Source organism: Chromohalobacter sp., from assembly GCF_039830575.1.
In the GTDB taxonomy this organism is placed as follows: Bacteria; Pseudomonadota; Gammaproteobacteria; order Pseudomonadales; family Halomonadaceae; genus Chromohalobacter; species Chromohalobacter israelensis.
This window is the reverse complement of sequence record NZ_JBDOOX010000009.1, coordinates 434,545-449,705: the sequence shown is the minus strand read 5'-3', so window position 1 is coordinate 449,705 and position 15,161 is coordinate 434,545. Positions and strand designations below refer to the sequence as shown.

Below are 15,161 nucleotides of genomic sequence, written 5' to 3'. Positions count from 1 at the left end.
GTCATCCGTCTTGGCGCCGCCCCTCGGGCCGTCTCTATTCATCGCCGAAGTGCGACAGGAGTACTTATCATGAGCAAGCAACGACTGATCATCATCGGCAACGGCATGGTCGGCCACCACCTGGTCGAGCAGCTCATCGCATGCGGTGCGCCCCGCGACTACGCCATCACCGTGTTCGGCGAGGAACGTCACATCGCCTATGACCGGGTCCACCTGTCCGAGTACTTCAGCGGACGCGATGCCGACTCGCTGGCGCTTGCCAGCGCCGACGACTACACCGCGCACGGCATCGACCTGCGCCTGCACGACACGGTGACCGCCATCGACCGCGACGCCAACGAGGTCGTCACCGAGTCCGACCGTCATCCCTATGACCGCCTGGTCCTGGCGACCGGCTCCTACCCGTTCGTGCCGCCGATTCCCGGCAACGACCGCGAGAAATGCCTGGTCTATCGCACCCTGGACGACCTCGACGCCATTCGCGAGGCCGCCGAGGATGCCACCACCGGCGTGGTCGTCGGTGGCGGGCTGCTGGGGCTGGAGGCCGCCAATGCCCTGCGCGGTCTGAACCTGGATACCGCCGTGGTCGAGTTCGCGCCCCGTCTGATGCCCATGCAGGTGGACGCCGAAGGCGGCGCGTTGCTGCGCGAGAAGATCGAAGCCCTGGGCGTGCAGGTGCTCACCGATCGCGCCACGCAGCGCATCGAGGCCGGCGAGACGAGCTTTCACCGCATGGTCTTCCAGGACGACAAGATGCTGGAAACCGATCTCATCGTGTTCTCCGCCGGCATCCGGCCCCGCGATCAACTGGCGCGAGACTGCGCCCTGGAAATCGGCGAACGCGGTGGCGTGGTCATCGACGACCGCTGCCTGACCAGCGACCCCGCGATCCTCGCCGTCGGCGAGGTCGCATTGTGGAATCAAAGCATCTTCGGGCTGGTCGCGCCGGGCTATCAGATGGCGAAAGTCGCCGCCGCCACGCTGACCGAGGGCGATGCGACCTTCACCGGCGCCGACATGAGCACCAAGCTCAAGCTGCTGGGCGTGGATGTCGGTGCCATCGGCGACGCCCATGGCGATCGCACGCCGGGCGCGCGCACCTTCCGCTACCTCGACGAGCTCAAGCAGGAGTACCGCAAGCTGGTGGTCTCCAGCGACGGCAAGAAGCTGCTGGGTGCCATGCTGGTGGGCGACAACGCCACCTACGACACCCTGATGCAGTACTACGCCAACGGGCTGGCATTGCCCGACGACCCCGCTTCGTTGATCCTGCCATCCAGCGAAGGTGCGCCGACGCTGGGACCAGATGCCCTGCCGGACACCGCCACCCTGTGCTCGTGCCACAACGTCACCAAGGGGGACGTCTGCGCGACGCTCGATGCCGGCGCCCTGGACCTGGCCAGCGTCAAAGACGAGACCAGGGCCAGCACCGGCTGCGGCGGCTGCGCGGCGCTGCTCAAGAGCGTCGTCGACCACGAGCTGGCGGCCCGCGGGGTCGAGGTCGACCAGTCGATCTGCGAGCACTTCGCGCATACCCGCCAGGAGCTCTACTCCCTCGTTCGTGTGGAGGGCATCAAGACCTTCAGCGAACTGCTCGAAAAACACGGCACGACCGCCGGTCACGGCCTCGGCTGCGATATCTGCAAGCCCGCCGTGGCCTCGATCCTTGCGGCCTGCTTCAACGAGCCGATCACCGACGCCGCCCACGTGCCGTTGCAGGACACCAACGACACCTTCATGGCCAACATGCAGAAGAACGGCACCTACTCCGTGGTGCCCCGCATCCCCGGCGGCGAGATCACGCCCGAGAAGCTGATCGTGCTGGGCGAAGTCGGCAAGAAATACGGCCTCTACACCAAGATCACCGGCGGACAGCGCGTCGACCTGTTCGGCGCCCAGCTGCATCAGCTCCCCGACATCTGGGGCGAACTGATCGAGGCCGGCTTCGAGACCGGCCACGCCTACGGCAAGGCCACGCGTACCGTGAAGTCCTGCGTGGGCAGCACCTGGTGCCGCTATGGCGTGCAGGACAGCGTGGGCATGGCGATCCGCCTCGAGGAACGCTACAAGGGGCTGCGCTCGCCGCACAAGCTCAAGTTCGCCGTCTCCGGCTGTACCCGCGAGTGCGCCGAGGCACAAAGCAAGGATGTCGGCGTGATCGCCACCGAACACGGCTGGAACCTCTACGTGTGCGGCAACGGCGGCATGCGTCCGCGTCATGCCGAGCTGTTCGCCACCGATCTCGACGACGATCAGTTGATCCGCACCATCGACCGCTTCCTGATGTTCTACATCCGCACCGCCGACCGCCTGCAACGCACCTCGGTGTGGCGCGAGAACCTCGAAGGGGGACTCGACTATCTCAAGGACGTGGTGCTCGACGACAGTCTCGGCCTCGGCGACGAACTGGAGGCACAAATGCAACACGTCATCGACACCTACGAGTGCGAATGGGCCAACACCCTCTCCAATCCGGAGAAGCTCAAGCGCTTTCGCACCTTCGTCAATGACAGCCGCCCCGATCCGGACATCATTGCCACCGAGGAGCGCGGCCAGCTCCGGCCGGCCTGAACGACCGAGCCGCTCTCATGGCAGCGCAAACCTTGCTCATCAGGGGTACCGAGGCGGGCCGTAGAGGAGATCCGACGCCAGGGATGGCGTCGCTAGTGCCCAGGGAAGGGTTCACGACGCCTCCTCGATGGCCCGGCCCCGGGAGCGATCGACGGCACCAGGCCCCAGCTATCACGCTCTCCGAACGCACGAGGAAATGACCCATGTCTACCGCAACCGCAATTCCCCCAACCCCGACCCGGACCTGGCAGACGCTGTGTGCGAGGGACGATCTGGTGGCCCATTCCGGCGTGGCCGCCTGGCTGGACGGCACCGACACGCAAGTCGCGCTTCTGTACCTGCCCGGCCGGACGCCCGAGATCTACGCCGTGGACAACCACGATCCGTTCTCCAACGCCAACGTGATCGCCCGCGGCATCGTCGGCGACATAAAGGGCGAGCCGGTCATCGCCTCACCGCTCTACAAGCAGCACTTCCGCTTGAGCGATGGCGTCTGCGTCGAGGACGAAAGCGTCCACCTGCGCACCTGGGAGGTCAAGATCGACGGCGACCGGGTCATGATCAGGGCCTGAGCGTCGAGCGAGGACCGCCGACGCGAAAGCCTCGTCGGCGGCCCGGCGGCCGACTCACCGCGCGGTCTCGTGATGGTCGACGGCGCCGTACAGACAGCGCCCCGCGACGAACGTGCGCTGGGGCTGCAGGGCCTTGTCGAGCAGCGTGATGTCGGCATCGCTGCCCACCGCCAGTCGGCCCTTGTCGGCCAGCCCCAGCACGCGCGCGACATTGCCGGCGAGCAGCCCCAGCGCCGATTCGAGCGGCAGCACCCGGGCATGGACCAATCGGCGCCAATCCGCGATCAACGTGGTATTGCGCGCCACCTGCATGCCCACGTAGGCGCCATCGGCATCGAATTCCGGCAGGCTGCCATTGCAGTCCGAACTCAGGGTGATGCGTGCCGGCGACACGCCACGCGCCAGCAGGCGCGACACCGCATCGAACGCGGAAAGACCGTCGCCGGCATCCTCGAACGCGGTGACGTCCACGCTGGCATCGAATGCCAGCGCATACTCCGCCGCCTCCTCGAGCAGCTCGGCACGACGATTGACGTGGGTGGGGATCACTTGATCCGCCGGAATCTCGGTCTCCGTCAGCAAGCGCCGCAGAGGCTCCAGGCCCCGCTTGCCGTCGCCGAGATGGAAATGACAGATGCCCCGCTTGCCGGCCAGCATGGCGCCGACCCGCGCGTCGCTCACCAGCCGTTCGAGCTCGTCCTGGCGCGGCTGGCTAGAACGGTGATCCGAAATGGCGATTTCGCCCACCCCGATGACCTCGGGAATCCAGGCCAGATCGCGCTGGATATCGCCGGTGAGGGTCGGCGCCGGCACTCGATACGCGCCCGTGTACATGTAGGCGGCCAGCCCGTCGGCCGCCAGTCCTCGCACCGCGGCCAACAGGTCGGCCGGCGAGCGGCTGATGCTGTCGGTCCCCAGCACGCCCACCACCGTGCCGATGCCCATCGCCACGATGTCGCGGGTGGTGATCGGCGGGCAGCGGGTGCCGCAACCGCCTTCGCCACCGCCCCCGGTGACATGCACGTGCTGATCGATGAAGGCGGGCACGGCGATCAGGTGGCGCGCGTCCACCACCTGGACCGGCCAGCCCTGGGGAACGGCGAGCCCCTGTCCCAGGGCGACGATCCGTCCGCCCGCCATGAGAATGTCGGTGGCCGCCAGCCGTTCGGGGGCGAACGCCTCAGCCACGCGCAACAAGGTCATGGGCGCGGCCTGACGCGCCTTGCCGGACATCATGAGCGATCTCCCGGCGTGTCGTGCGTTGCATGGGACGGCATGAAGCGGCGACCACGCAGACGTTCGAGAACCCCCTCGACATCGTCGACCAGCAATACCAGCAAGTCGCCCTCGTGGGCTTCATCGAGCGCCTTGGCGGCGGCCTGGGACTCCTGCATGATCGTCTCGACCCGGCAGGCGCCGGACACCGACATCGCCCCCTGACGCAGCAGATCGACGGTTTCTCCCTCCGGGCGACCACGCGGCGCGGTCTCGCACAGAAACACCACGTCATGCATGCTGGCGAGTTGTGCCCCCAGGCTGAACAGATCCTCGTCGCGGCGATTGCCCGGCGCGCTGGCCACGCACAGTCGACGCTGGGCCGGAATGCGGCAGACCAGTTCGCTCAAGGCCTCGAGGGCCGGCACGTTGTGCCCGTAGTCGATCAGTACCTTCATGCCGCCGGCATCGATCAGGTTGGTGCGCCCGGGATTCTGCCCCGGCGTCGGATGGAAGGTCTGCAGGCCGCGTTGTATGTCGGCAATGCCCAGCCCCAGGGCATGCGCCGCCGCGCTGGCGGCGAGGGCGTTGGCGACGTTGAAGCTGGCCAGTCCCTCGAAGGTGATGGGCGCGTTGGCCACGGGAATGATCTCGGCTTCGACGTGGCCTTGGCGCATCACGATATGGTCGCGGTGCACGGTGAAGGCGACTCCGTGGTCGCGCACGTGCGCCCGCACGGTCGGCGACTCCGGGTCCAGGGTGAAGAAGATGACATCGCCCCGCGCCCATTCACGACTCGCCAGCACGCGCGGATCGTCGGCGTTGAGCACGGCCGTGCCCGACTCGCCGACGGCATCGATTACCACGCTCTTGCAGCGTGCCAGTTCATCGAGGGTATGAATGTCGCTCTCCCCCAGGTGGTCGCTGGCGATATTCAGCAGCACGCCGACATGACATTCATCGAAGCCCAGGCCGCGACGCATGATCCCGCCACGCGCCACTTCGAGCACGGCGTACTCGACGGTGGGCTCGCGCAGGACGATCGACGCCGCCTGGGGCCCGCTGTAATCCCCGCGCAGGATGACATGGTTGTCGATCTCGATGGCGCCCGTGCAGGCCATGCCCACGCTGCGCCCCGCCTGGCGCAGCAAGTGCGAGATCAGGCGCACCGTGGTGGTCTTGCCGTTGGTGCCGGTGACCGCCACGATGGGAATGCGCCCGTCGTCCTCGCTGTCCGGGAACAGCATGTCGACCACGTGCGCCCCGACATCACGGCCGGTGCCATGGGTCGGCGAGAGGTGCATGCGAAAGCCCGGCCCGGCGTTGACTTCGACCACCGCGGCCGACTGCTCTTCCAGCGGACGCGTCAACGTCTCGGCGAGCAGATCGATGCCGATGATGTCGAGCCCCACCAGGCGCGAGATGCGCTCCGCCATGTACGTCACCTCGGGGTGGACATCCTCGGTGACATCCGTCGCCGTTCCCCCGGTGCTCAGGTTCGCCGTGGGCTTGAGGTAGACGACCGCCTCGTCGTCGATGATGCTGTCCAGCGTCAGGTTCTGCTGCGCCAGCAGCCGGTGGGTCTGTTCGTCGACATGGATCTGCGTCAGCAGGTTTTCGTGACCGACGCCGCGCCGTGGATCACGGTTCTCGGCATCGATCAACGCCTGCAGCGTGGACCGGCCGTTGCCGATCACATGGGCCGGACGCCGCCGGGCCGCAGCCACCAGCTTGCCGTCGATCACCAAAAGGCGATGATCCTCGCCGCGGACATACTGCTCCACGATGACCGCCTCGTTGTGCCTGGCGGCCGCCGCGAAGGCACTGGCCAGGGCCGTCTCGTCCTCGACGTCCGTACTGACGCCGCGCCCGTGATTGCCGATCAAGGGTTTGACGACGACCGGATAGCCGACCTCTCTCGCCGTCTCGCGCGCCTCGTCGAGCGAATGGCACACGTAACCACGCGGCACGGGAATGCCCGCCTCCTCGAGGATTCGCTTGGTCCAGTCCTTGTCGTGGGCGATGCCATGTCCGATAAGGTTGGTGCGGCAGGTCACCGTCGCCTGGAAGCGTTGCTGGCGACGCCCATGGCCGAGCTGTCCATAGCTGCTTTCCTCGTCGAGACGCATGAAGGGAATGCCCCGACGCTGCGCGGCCGCCACGATCGAGGCCGTCGACGGCCCCAGCATGTGGGCGTCGCGCACCTCCTTGAGCCGCGTGACGATGGCCTCGATATCGATGTCGTCGCCGGCGAACAGTCGCGTGACGAGCTCGACGGCCTCGACGCCCGCCGCAAGCCCGCAGGCCTCGTCGCGATAGCGGTAGACGACGTTGTAGATGCCCGGCTCGTAGGAGTCGACCGTCTTGCCATAACCGACCGAGAAACCGATCAGGTTCTGCAGTTCGATCGCCACGTGCTCGACGACATGGCCGGCCCAGGTGCCGCGCGCGAGGCGTTCCAGAAAACCGCCGGGACGCCCCACCGAACACCGATGCTCCTGCAGCGTCGGCAAGAGCCCGGTCAAGCGCTCGACGATGCCGGGCACTTGATCGCTCGGTCGCGTTTCCAGCGCCTCGATGTCCAGACGCATGAAGATCGCCTGATAACGACTGTAATAGTTCGGTCCTCGCAACGCGCGATGCTCGAGAATCTTCATTCTTGGCGCCTCCCTGCCAATACCGCTTCCAGTTCCTCGGCCACCAGATAGCGCCGTGCATCGACGTCGTAGCCGTGGCCGCTGACCATGGCGTGCAGGATCATGTTCTCGACGGCGACGGGCGCGCCCATTTCCAGTTCCGCAATGTTGGAACTCGCCAGATCCCGGCTGTCGATGATGATCACATGCCCCGGCCCGATGGTTTCGAGGATACGATTGGGATAGATGATGACGGCGGCGTCCTCGCCCAGACCGACGCCGAGCTGCTCGGGATTGCTGGCCCCTACCTCCATGAGGCGCGTGAAGCGGCCACGCTCGAGGAAGTGACTGTCGATGACCATGCCGCGAACGAAGCCGAGCCCGAAGGTCATGTTCACCGCCCCCTTGCGCAGGGCATCCGACGCCGCGCCGTTGTAGATCATGGTGCTGGGCATCGCCGCCGCCCCCGCGCTGGTCCCCGCTACCACGGCCCCGGCCCGCAAGCGCTCACGAACCGCACGCAGCGTGGCGGAGCCCCCCAGTACCGTGGTCAGGCGCAACTGATCGCCGCCGGTGAAGAAGATCACCCCGCTGCGCTGGATCAAGCGCACGACCTCGGCCTCGGTGGCTTGCTGGCGGTCCTGGATGTCCAGTGCATGGACCTGGCTGGCCCCCAGGCGCTTGAAGGCGGCTTCGTAACTGGGCAGGAGCTGGTCGGGGATGCTGCTTGCCGTCGCGATGACGGCGACTTCATGACTGTCCTCGGGCGCGAGCTCGAAGACCCGCTTGAGAATGGCCAGTTCCGAGGTCTTGTCCTCGGCACCGCCAATGGCCACGATATGGCCGCATACCGTCGAAGGTCTTGATGGCATGTTCCTCTCGTCGCCCAGCGACGCTTTTAAGGAATGACTGAATCATCACCTTGTGCATTAGGCAACGTCGTATCGTGCGGCAGCTGCCCCAGACACTTCACTTATAACAGCCCCCTCTCGTCCCTGCCAGATAAGTAACAGGCTTTCGTAACGGTGATCACGATCATGTGAAGCAATGATTTTTTTGGTATCTCATATTTTCTTGCTGCACACCGTCGATAACCCGCTATTCTTCAGTCATCGGCAACCCTGCTCCCGGGTTTCCAGGCCGAGAATGCCGTATTGATAAAATGATTACGATCTCGACGTCAGGGAAGGAAAGCGCCGATTTTTCGCCAGGAGGCGATCATGAGCGATCGAAATATTTTCGTTGTCGGGTTGGACGAGCTGAACAGAGAGCGGCTGGAACATCTACGTGGCGCCGAGCACTACCGGTTCCACGGCGTCATCGAACCGTCTGAGGTCTACGATACCGAGATCTTTCCCATCGAGGACATGGTTTCCCGGGCCGAGGCACAACTGAGCGCCTTCGGCGAGCCGATCGATGCCATCGTCGGTTACATGGACTTTCCCGTCTCGACCATGCTCCCGCTGCTCTGCAAGCGCTTCGGCACGCGCTCCACGAGCCTCGAGAGCCTGCTCAAGTGCGAACACAAGTACTGGAGCCGACTCGTCCAGCGCGAGGTCATCGGCGACTACATTCCCCGCTTCACCGCCTTCGATCCCTTCGACCCTCAGGCGCTTCATCACATAGGCGAAGAGGGGCTTTATTTTCCGTTTTTCGTCAAGCCCATCAAATCGTCGGGGTCTCGACTTGGCTTTCGCATCGAGAGTCCCGAAGACTTCGATCATGCCGCATCACGATTACAGGAAGACATCGGAACGATCTCCGAACCCTTCAATTTCGTTATGGAACATGCCAATCTTCCCGATGAAGTGCGCGCCATCGATGGTGGTCACTGCATGGCGGAAGAAATCATTGGTGGCTGGCAGTGCACGGTGGAAGGCTATGTTTTTCAGGGAGAAGTCGTACCCTACGGCATCGTCGATTCGATTCGTTATCCGCAGGTGCTAAGCTTTTTTCATTATCGATACCCCTCGCGACTTCCCGATCATATTCAGGAAAAGATGCGAGAATTGACACGTCTTGTCATGGCCCATATCGGCTATGACGATGCTGCCTTCAATATCGAATATTTCTGGGACGAAGTTCAGGACCGTATCTGGCTGCTGGAGATCAATACCCGCATCGCACAGTCCCATTGCGATCTTTTCGAGAAGGTCGACGGGATCAGCCACCAGCAGGTGACGGTGGACCTGGCCCTGGGCAACCTGCCCGACATGCCCTATCGCCAGGGAGCCTTCAAGGTGGCGGCGAAATTCTTCTATCGCGTGTTCTTCGTCGACGCCACCGTCACTCGCGTTCCCAGCGTGGAAGAGATCGACGCCCTGCAGCAGGCCTTTCCCGGCACCGTGATCGCCCTGCAGATCGACGTCGGCATGCGCTTGTCCTCTCTCCCCGAGCAGGATAGCTACAGCTTCGCCCTGGCGTATGTCTGGATGGGCGCGGACGACGACGCCTCGCTGGAAGCCAACTACGCACGGCTCGCCGAGCAACTGCATTTCGAGTTCGAAGACATCGTGGGCTAGGCCCGCCCGGCTTCCGACGACGTCGGGCCACGGGCGGCCGCTCCAATTCGTGACACGCCAGGGAGTACCGTTTCATGCGCATCGTCAGCCATTTTCCCCGCCAGATTCACGAGGAGGAGGACTGGATCACGCTGGCCGACGGCTGTCGGCTGGCGGTGCGCATCTGGCGCCCGGTGGACGCCGAGCGCGACCCTGTGCCGGCCATTCTCGAGTACCTGCCGTATCGCAAGCGCGATCTGACGGCCATGCGCGATGCCCAGTCGCATGCCTACTGGGCCGGCCACGGCTATGCCGGCATCCGCGTCGACATGCGAGGCAGCGGCGAATCGGATGGGGTGTTGCGTGACGAATACCTGCAGCAGGAGCTCGACGATGGCGTCGAGATTCTCCAATGGCTGGGCCGGCAGCCCTGGTGCACCGGGGATGTCGGCATGATCGGCATCTCCTGGGGCGGGTTCAACGGCTTGCAGATCGCGGCGCTGCAGCCTCCCGAGCTCAAGGCCGTCATCACGCTGTGTTCGACCGACGACCGTTACGCCGACGACGTTCATCACATGGGCGGCTGTCTGCTCGGCGACAACCTCTCGTGGGCCTCGACCATGTTCGATGCCAATGCCTGTCCGCCGGACCCGCTGCTCGTCGGCGACCGCTGGCGCGACATGTGGCAGGAACGCCTCGAGGACAGCGGCCTGTGGCTGGCCAAGTGGCTGCAGCATCAGCGCCGCGATGCCTACTGGAAGCACGGCTCGGTCTGCGAGGACTTCTCGCGCATCCGCTGCCCCGTGTACGCCGTCAGCGGCTGGGCCGACGGCTATTGCAACGCCGTGTTCCGCTTGCTGGCGGGGCTCGACGTGCCGCGCAAGGGGCTGGTCGGTCCCTGGGCGCACAAGTATCCTCATCTCGGCGTGCCCGGGCCTGCCATCGGGTTCCTTCAGGAATCGCTGCGCTGGTGGGATCACTGGCTGAAGGGCAAGGCGACCGGGATCATGGACGAGCCCATGCTGCGCGTCTGGATGCAGGAATCGGTCCCGCCGTCGGCGCGTTACGAGGCGCGTCCGGGCCGCTGGGTATCGGAACCCTGCTGGCCGTCGCCGCGCATCGACACCCGCCCCTTCCGACTGACCAGCGGCCACGACCTTCTCCCGGAGGCCCAGGAAGGCGCGGCACCCGACGATACCCCGCTGACGGTGCGCTCGCCGCTCTCGGTGGGGCTCTACGCCGGCAAGTGGTGTTCGTACAACGCGCCTCCGGACCTGCCGCACGATCAGCGCGACGAGGACGGTGGCGCCCTGGTCTTCCAGACCGCACGGCTAGACCGGGACATCGAGATCTGCGGCCAGCCCGTCGTCGAACTGGAGCTCGAAGCCGATCAGCCGGTGGCGATGGTGGCACTGCGTCTCAGCGATATCGCCGAGGATGACAAGGCGACGCGCATCTCCTACGGCCTGCTCAACCTGACCCACCGTGACAGCGACGAGCATCCGCAGCCCCTGGAGCCCGGCAAACGCTACCGCGTGCGCGTCCTGCTCAAGCACATCGCCCAGCAATTCCCGGCGGGAAACGCCATCCGGCTGTCGGTCTCGACCAGCTACTGGCCGCTCGCCTGGCCCGCGCCGGCCCCCGTCAAGCTGACGCTATATCCTGCCGGCAGCCGACTGCTCCTGCCCTGCCGACCGCCGCAGCCCCGCGAGGAAGCCGACCTGCCCGCCTTCGCCGATCCCGAAGGCGCCCCACCGCTCGCCGTGACCCGCATACAGCCCAATCAGGAAACGTGGCGGGTGATACGCGATCTCGCCAACGACCAGACCATGCTCGAGGTCATCAACGACGAAGGCGTCATACGTCTCGACGACATCGACCTCGAACTCTCGGTACGCGTCATCGAACGTTACACCTACGCCTACGGCAACTACGACAGCCTGAGCGGCTGGACGCAGTGGGAGCGACGCTTCCGGCGCGGTGACTGGGAGGTGCGCAGCGTGACCCGCACCTTGATGACCTCCAGCGCGGAAAGCTTTCGCCTGCGCGCCACGCTGGACGCCTACGAGAACGACAGCCGCGTGTTCGCCAAGAGCTGGGACGAGGACATCCCCCGCGACCTGGTCTAGCCATGGCGATGACATCGGCCGGCGATGGACGAATGAGCCGTCCATTGCCTGCCTGCATTGCATTTTCGTGTCGCTGGGCCATGCTGAAGATAACCATACCGACAGGAGGAGAGCCCGACACCATCTCGACCGGACCGTTTCGCAGGCGACGCTGCCAGGGTGAGTCGAGTGCCATGCAGGCGCAACATCATTCTGTCAGGGTCGGAGAAGCCGTTAACCAAGGAGTGCTTCCCCCGATGGTGAGACTCGACAAGAAAGCGACCCGGCTCTATGTGCTGGATACCAACGTCCTGATCCACGATCCCGCAGCGCTATACCACTTCGAGGAACACGATGTCGTCATTCCCATGACCGTGTTGGAGGAACTCGACAAGCACAAGAATGGCATCCGTGAAATCGCCCAGACCGCGCGGCAGATCAGCCGCACGCTTTCCGACCTGACGTCCCGCTTCACCCCCGATCAGATTCAAGACGGTATCCCCCTGCCCGTCAGCCACGGCCCCAGCGGTCGGCTACGCTTTCTGTGCTACACCGACCTCAAGACACTCGACCCGCTGGTCGACTCGCCCGACAACCGCTTGCTCGCGGAAACCTGCCGCCTTCGCGACGAGCGTCCCGACGCCTCGGTGATCCTGGTCACCAAGGACATCAACCTGCGCGTCAAGGCGGCGGCCCTCAACGTGCCCGTGGAGGACTATCTCAACGACCGTGCCTTCGACGATCTGGATGCGATGATCGAGGGCGCCAAGGTCTACGCCGAGGCCGGCCAGGAAGGACGCGGGCTGTGGGATCGGCTGAACGTCGAGATCGACGTCGAACGCACCGAGGAGGGCACTCTCTACCATCTATCCGGCGAGCTGCCGAAGGACTGGCATGTCGGCATGCTGGTCTCCGACAGCGAGAACGGCGCCGGCTTCGAGGCCATCGTGCGCTCGCTCGCCCCGCGTCGCGCCTCGTTGCAGCTGCTGACCAACTACCGCCACCACGACGGCGTCTGGGGCGTGCATGCCCACGACAGCCGCCAGAACTTCACCCTCAACCTGTTGATGGATCCCGAGATCGACCTGGTCACCATCGCCGGCAACGCGGGTACCGGCAAGACCTACATGACCCTGGCGGCGGCCTTCCAGCAAACCCTGGACAGCAAGCGCTTCGAGCGCATCGTCTTCACCCGTGCGCCCATCCCCATGGGCGAGGACATCGGCTTTCTGCCCGGTACCGAAGAGGAGAAGATGTCACCGTGGATGGGGGCGTTCCACGACAACATGGACAATCTGCTGCGCGACGAACAGCACGGCGGTTCCAGCTGGAGCGACGGCGCGACCCGTCAGTTGATCGGCTCGCGCGTGCAGATTCGTTCGCCGAGCTTCATGCGCGGGCGGACCCTGAGCGATACCTTCCTGATCATCGACGAGGCGCAGAACTTCACGCCCAAGCAGCTCAAGTCGCTGATCACGCGGGCGGGACGCAATACCAAGCTGGTACTGCTCGGTAACGTGGGGCAGATCGACACGCCCTACCTGACCGCCAACACCTGCGGCATGGCCTACGCGGTGGAACGTTTCCGCGACTGGCCGCATGCCGGCCACATCACCCTGAAAAGCGTCGAGCGCTCACGCCTGGCCCTGGCTGCCGAGGAACTGCTCTGACACCGCGTCTCGCGACGCGTTTCTCCTGCGCTTTCCATTCCCGAAACGCACAGCGCCCCGGCCGAACGGCCGGGGCGCTGTCATCATGCATGGGCGGCGGAACCGGAAGGCCGACCGTCCGACGGAGATGCTACTCCTCGGTGGAAGACGGCTTGCGGTTGTTGACCACGTCCTCGATGAGCTGCTCGTTCTCGCTGCGCGGCATCTCGTCGAGCATCTGCTTGGCGGTCTGATAATCGCCGATCTCGGTGTTGCATGAACTGCAGAACACCCGGTCATCGGGTTGCTGCGCCTGGGAGACCGTCACCTTGTGGCTGCCGCATTTCGGGCATCCCTTGGGCAAACGCATCTCGATGGAAAAGTCCTCGTTCATCGCCATTCCTCCATGAGCCTGCGGAAAGGGATCGAGACCCACGCCGCTTGCGCCGACGCCGCCACAATCCATGTACTGCCCCTAGTGTTTGGGGCCCTGGGCGAGAAATCAAGCGCAGCAACGTGCCACCGTCGTCAGCGCCGCCGAAAGACCACGCCCAGGTTATTCGCCGGCAATTCGTCGACACGCTGCAGATCGAGCCCGTGCGCCTCGGCCTCGGCCGCGACGTCCTCGAGCGACCTGATGCCCCAGGCCGGATCGCGGCGGCGCAGATCGGTGTCGAACGCGGCATTGCTCGCGGCGGTGTGTTCGCCGTGTCGCATGAAGGGACCATACACCACCAGCACGCCGGCCGCCGGCAGGCGCCGGCCGGCCTCGCGCAAGAGCGCCTGGGTCGCGGCCCAGGGTGAGATGTGCAGCATGTTGATGCAGACCATGGCCGATACCTCGTCGGCCGCATCGGGCCAGGACCCGGTGACGTCCAGCGCGAGCGGCGATTCGAGGTTCGTCAGCCCCGCGTGACGCCGCCAGGCGTCGATGGAGCCACGGGCCTGCGCGCTGGGGTCGCTGGGTTGCCAGACGAGCGCGGGCAGGTGCGTCGCGAAATGCACGGCATGCTCACCGCTGCCGCTGGCGATTTCGAGGACGCACCCCGTGGCGGGCAAGACCTCGCGCAGCAGCGCCAGGATCGGCTCGCGGTTGCGCTTCGCGGCGGGCGTGGAAAGACGCACGCCGTCACCGGGCTCGGGCGTTTCCATGCTCTGCATCATGCCTCCTTCGCGCCCAGCCGAGCGTTCAGCCACTGGCCGATGTCCTCGATCTGCTCAGGACACAGCGCGTGCTGCATGGGATAGGTGCGGTAGGTCACCGCATAGCCCAGCGCCTCGGCCCGCTCGGCACCTTCGTGCCCCAGCGCCTCGGGCACCACCGGATCGAAACTGCCATGATGCACTTCGATGGGCAGTGCGCGATTGGCCTCGCTGGGCTCGATGGAGGTCGCGGTCGCGAAGTACGTGGACAACGCCAGCAGCCCGCCCAGCGGCTTGGGGTACGTCAGCGCCGCGTGATAGGCCACCGCACCGCCCTGCGAGAACCCCGCGACGATGATGCGCCGGCTGTCGATGCCGCGGGCGATCTCGGCATCGATCAGCCCATGCACCATGTCCGCCGATGCCTTGAGCTGCGCTTCGTCGATGCGCCGGCCGAGGTTCATGTCGAGGATGTCGTACCAGGCCGGCATTTCCATGCCGCCGTTGACCGTCACCGGCATGCGCGGCGCATGCGGAAGCACGAAACGCACCGCCAGGTCCTTGGCCAGGGGCAGCGCCGGCACCAGCGGCTCGAAGTCATGCCCGTCGGCGCCCAGGCCGTGCAGGAGAATGACCGTGGCATCCGCCGCGCGTGCCTGTCGGGGTTCGATGATCAGAGGCGAAGAGTCGGCCATCGGCTGGGCTCCTTGAAACGATTTGCGCGGATGAGAAGGCACAGGATGTGGCAAACGGGCGGCCCTGTCCA

Annotated in this window: 11 protein-coding genes; 5 read left to right on the top strand and 6 right to left on the bottom strand. The window is 65.4% G+C overall.

The features are described from left to right. The first annotated feature begins 69 nt into the window (after positions 1 to 69). The gene (nirB, locus tag ABGX75_RS08965) at positions 70 to 2,571 is read left to right on the top strand and encodes a nitrite reductase large subunit NirB (protein ID WP_287124155.1); all 2,502 of its coding nucleotides are present in this window, start codon (positions 70 to 72) and stop codon (positions 2,569 to 2,571) included. Positions 2,572 to 2,774: 203 nt separating this feature from the next. Further along, a complete protein-coding gene (gene nirD, locus ABGX75_RS08960) occupies positions 2,775 to 3,143 on the top strand; it encodes a nitrite reductase small subunit NirD (protein WP_128690277.1) in 369 nt (122 codons plus the stop codon). Positions 3,144 to 3,197: 54 nt separating this feature from the next. Here the strand turns inward: nirD and iadA are convergent, their stop codons facing one another. The 3 genes from iadA to ABGX75_RS08945 are packed head-to-tail and all read right to left on the bottom strand — an operon-like array spanning position 3,198 to position 7,866. Next, complete coding sequence (iadA, locus tag ABGX75_RS08955; RefSeq protein WP_287124156.1) at positions 3,198 to 4,379, bottom strand: beta-aspartyl-peptidase; 1,182 nt, start codon at positions 4,377 to 4,379, stop codon at positions 3,198 to 3,200. Further along, entirely contained in the window at positions 4,376 to 7,015 is a 2,640-nt protein-coding gene (cphA, locus tag ABGX75_RS08950; RefSeq protein ID WP_347410780.1) for a cyanophycin synthetase, read from the bottom strand. Before cphA ends, iadA begins: the two co-directional genes overlap by 4 nt. Continuing rightward, positions 7,012 to 7,866, bottom strand: a complete 855-nt coding sequence (locus ABGX75_RS08945) for a cyanophycinase (protein WP_347410779.1) — start codon at positions 7,864 to 7,866, stop codon at positions 7,012 to 7,014. Before ABGX75_RS08945 ends, cphA begins: the two co-directional genes overlap by 4 nt. A 348-nt stretch (positions 7,867 to 8,214) precedes the next feature. Here ABGX75_RS08945 and ABGX75_RS08940 point away from each other — a divergent pair, with 348 nt between their 5' ends. The 3 genes from ABGX75_RS08940 to ABGX75_RS08930 all read left to right on the top strand — a co-directional run bounded on the left by ABGX75_RS08940 (position 8,215) and on the right by ABGX75_RS08930 (position 13,273). Continuing rightward, positions 8,215 to 9,516, top strand: coding sequence for an ATP-grasp domain-containing protein (locus ABGX75_RS08940; RefSeq protein WP_347410778.1), 1,302 nt, complete (start codon positions 8,215 to 8,217; stop codon positions 9,514 to 9,516). Positions 9,517 to 9,590: 74 nt separating this feature from the next. Beyond that, the gene (locus ABGX75_RS08935) at positions 9,591 to 11,624 is read left to right on the top strand and encodes a CocE/NonD family hydrolase (RefSeq protein WP_301968194.1); all 2,034 of its coding nucleotides are present in this window, start codon (positions 9,591 to 9,593) and stop codon (positions 11,622 to 11,624) included. A gap of 236 nt (positions 11,625 to 11,860) precedes the next feature. Further along, a complete protein-coding gene (locus ABGX75_RS08930) occupies positions 11,861 to 13,273 on the top strand; it encodes a PhoH family protein (protein WP_347410777.1) in 1,413 nt (470 codons plus the stop codon). A 130-nt stretch (positions 13,274 to 13,403) separates the two neighbouring features. On the opposite strand, the gene ABGX75_RS08925 is transcribed toward ABGX75_RS08930, so the two are convergent. The 3 genes from ABGX75_RS08925 to ABGX75_RS08915 all read right to left on the bottom strand — a co-directional run bounded on the left by ABGX75_RS08925 (position 13,404) and on the right by ABGX75_RS08915 (position 15,090). Continuing rightward, complete coding sequence (locus ABGX75_RS08925) at positions 13,404 to 13,646, bottom strand: hypothetical protein (protein ID WP_050934496.1); 243 nt, start codon at positions 13,644 to 13,646, stop codon at positions 13,404 to 13,406. 134 nt (positions 13,647 to 13,780) lie between these two features. Then, positions 13,781 to 14,413 carry a DUF938 domain-containing protein gene (locus ABGX75_RS08920; RefSeq protein WP_347410776.1) on the bottom strand — a complete coding sequence of 211 codons (633 nt, stop codon included), beginning with the start codon at positions 14,411 to 14,413 and terminating at the stop codon, positions 13,781 to 13,783. Then, positions 14,413 to 15,090 carry an alpha/beta fold hydrolase gene (locus tag ABGX75_RS08915; RefSeq protein WP_011506409.1) on the bottom strand — a complete coding sequence of 226 codons (678 nt, stop codon included), beginning with the start codon at positions 15,088 to 15,090 and terminating at the stop codon, positions 14,413 to 14,415. Before ABGX75_RS08915 ends, ABGX75_RS08920 begins: the two co-directional genes overlap by 1 nt. Between the last annotated feature and the right edge of the window lie 71 nt (positions 15,091 to 15,161).

Bases quoted from the DNA above. Each gene is read 5' to 3' on its own strand.
- ABGX75_RS08935 (WP_301968194.1), top strand. From the start codon at position 9,591: ATGCGCATCGTCAGCCATTTTCCCCGCCAGATTCACGAGGAGGAGGAC.
- cphA (WP_347410780.1), bottom strand. From the start codon at position 7,015: ATGAAGATTCTCGAGCATCGCGCGTTGCGAGGACCGAACTATTACAGT.
- ABGX75_RS08920 (WP_347410776.1), bottom strand. From the start codon at position 14,413: ATGCAGAGCATGGAAACGCCCGAGCCCGGTGACGGCGTGCGTCTTTCC.
- ABGX75_RS08940 (WP_347410778.1), top strand. From the start codon at position 8,215: ATGAGCGATCGAAATATTTTCGTTGTCGGGTTGGACGAGCTGAACAGA.
- ABGX75_RS08925 (WP_050934496.1), bottom strand. From the start codon at position 13,646: ATGAACGAGGACTTTTCCATCGAGATGCGTTTGCCCAAGGGATGCCCG.
- ABGX75_RS08930 (WP_347410777.1), top strand. From the start codon at position 11,861: ATGGTGAGACTCGACAAGAAAGCGACCCGGCTCTATGTGCTGGATACC.
- nirD (WP_128690277.1), top strand. From the start codon at position 2,775: ATGTCTACCGCAACCGCAATTCCCCCAACCCCGACCCGGACCTGGCAG.
- ABGX75_RS08915 (WP_011506409.1), bottom strand. From the start codon at position 15,090: ATGGCCGACTCTTCGCCTCTGATCATCGAACCCCGACAGGCACGCGCG.
- ABGX75_RS08945 (WP_347410779.1), bottom strand. From the start codon at position 7,866: ATGCCATCAAGACCTTCGACGGTATGCGGCCATATCGTGGCCATTGGC.
- nirB (WP_287124155.1), top strand. From the start codon at position 70: ATGAGCAAGCAACGACTGATCATCATCGGCAACGGCATGGTCGGCCAC.
- iadA (WP_287124156.1), bottom strand. From the start codon at position 4,379: ATGATGTCCGGCAAGGCGCGTCAGGCCGCGCCCATGACCTTGTTGCGC.